Below are 1,512 nucleotides of genomic sequence, written 5' to 3'. Positions count from 1 at the left end.
AGAGCATGGTTATAGTTTTCTATTTGTACAATATGATGAAAGAGGATTATAGATTCCGAAAAAAATCATTGGTCCCGGCAGTGATACTCTGTTTTATTTCACTTGATTCGGTAACTTTATTTCTTGAGTATCCATGGGTTCATTTGATTGCTACTTTTATATTGATGATGGCAATTTCAAGCATTATGTTTGAATGTAAATTCGGTACAAAAATATTTTGTTCATTAATATTTTTAATAGTAATACTTGCTTCAGAATCACTTCCCATGGGAATTTTATATATGCTTAATTTTGGAAGTCCTTTGGAGCAGTTAACTTCAGGAGCAGGAAGATATATCGGCATGTTTTGCTCTAAATTGTTTTGCTTTTGGTTTTCAGTTTACATAATAGAATATTCCAAAAACAAGCAGAAAGATATTCCAATCAAAAACTGGCTGTCGATTATACTAATACCTATTTTAAGCGTGTTTATTCTCAATGGTATTTTTGTATCATATGGTTTAAATCACAGACAGACGATAAATTATTTGATTACTGTGATTGGATTACTGGCGCTCAATCTGTTCGTATTTAACTTTTTTGATACATATGCAAACCAACTGAAAATGAAAGTCATGGAGCAAAGGCTAAAATCAGAAGAAGAAAATTATATGCTCATTGAAAACAAGTACAATGAGATAAGGCAGTTAAAGCATGATATAAATAATCAGATATCTGTAGCAAAATCCATGTTTAGTGATGGAAATCCAAAAGAAGCAATAAAGCATCTGGATAAGTTAGCAGACAGCTTATCAGACGCGGGCAGAATATGCTACACAGGTATTTCAGCCGTTGATGCTATTATCAATATGAAATGGCAGGAGGCGTTGAATAAAAACATACAATTTACAACTAAAATTAATGTGTTCGAATCAGTGCCCATAGATAATATGCTGCTTTGCCGGATACTTTCTAATCTTTTTGATAATGCAATTGAGGGAGCTGAACGATGTTCGTATGTCAATAAATATATCTACATTTCATTGATACAAATTGATAATAAACTTAGAATTTGCGTTATGAATTCATCAGATGAGGTTGATACTCAAAACCTTAAATCCAGTAAATCGGGAAACGGATTACACGGTATAGGTGTAAGCAGTATAAAAAAGGCAGTGACTCAGCTTAATGGGGTTACATCTTTCGAGTGGGAGAATGGTATATTTACTGCTGATATATTAATAGAGTATTAACGAAGGTGACATTTAATGTCATAAAAAGTACTTTGGCGCAAAAGCCTTGAAAAAGATAAATAGTATACGCTATACTGAAAACTGGGAACATCCAGTAAAAGTATAGCGTATTTTTTTATCTTGGAGAGTAATTGATCGATGAAGAAACTGAATCAGGAAACAAAACGAGGACTTATTATAACGTTAATTCTCAGTGCAATCTACGGCATAACGACATTAGTAACAGGACAAGCCTGCAGTATAACATATTGTCAGCCGAAAGAGCCTGAGAATTTGCATA

General features: G+C 33.0%; 1 protein-coding gene. It reads left to right on the top strand.

Translation table 11 applies throughout. The annotated features are described in order from the left end of the window. On the top strand, window positions 1-1,232 hold a 1,232-nt coding region (locus LI114_RS13445), incomplete at its 5' end, for an ATP-binding protein (RefSeq protein WP_227221091.1). Window positions 1,233-1,512 lie beyond the last annotated feature (280 nt).

This window comes from Ruminococcus sp. 210702-SL.1.03, assembly GCF_020559915.1.
In the GTDB taxonomy this organism is placed as follows: domain Bacteria; phylum Bacillota; class Clostridia; order Oscillospirales; family Ruminococcaceae; genus YE71.
This window is presented reverse-complemented; position numbering and strand designations above follow the sequence as displayed.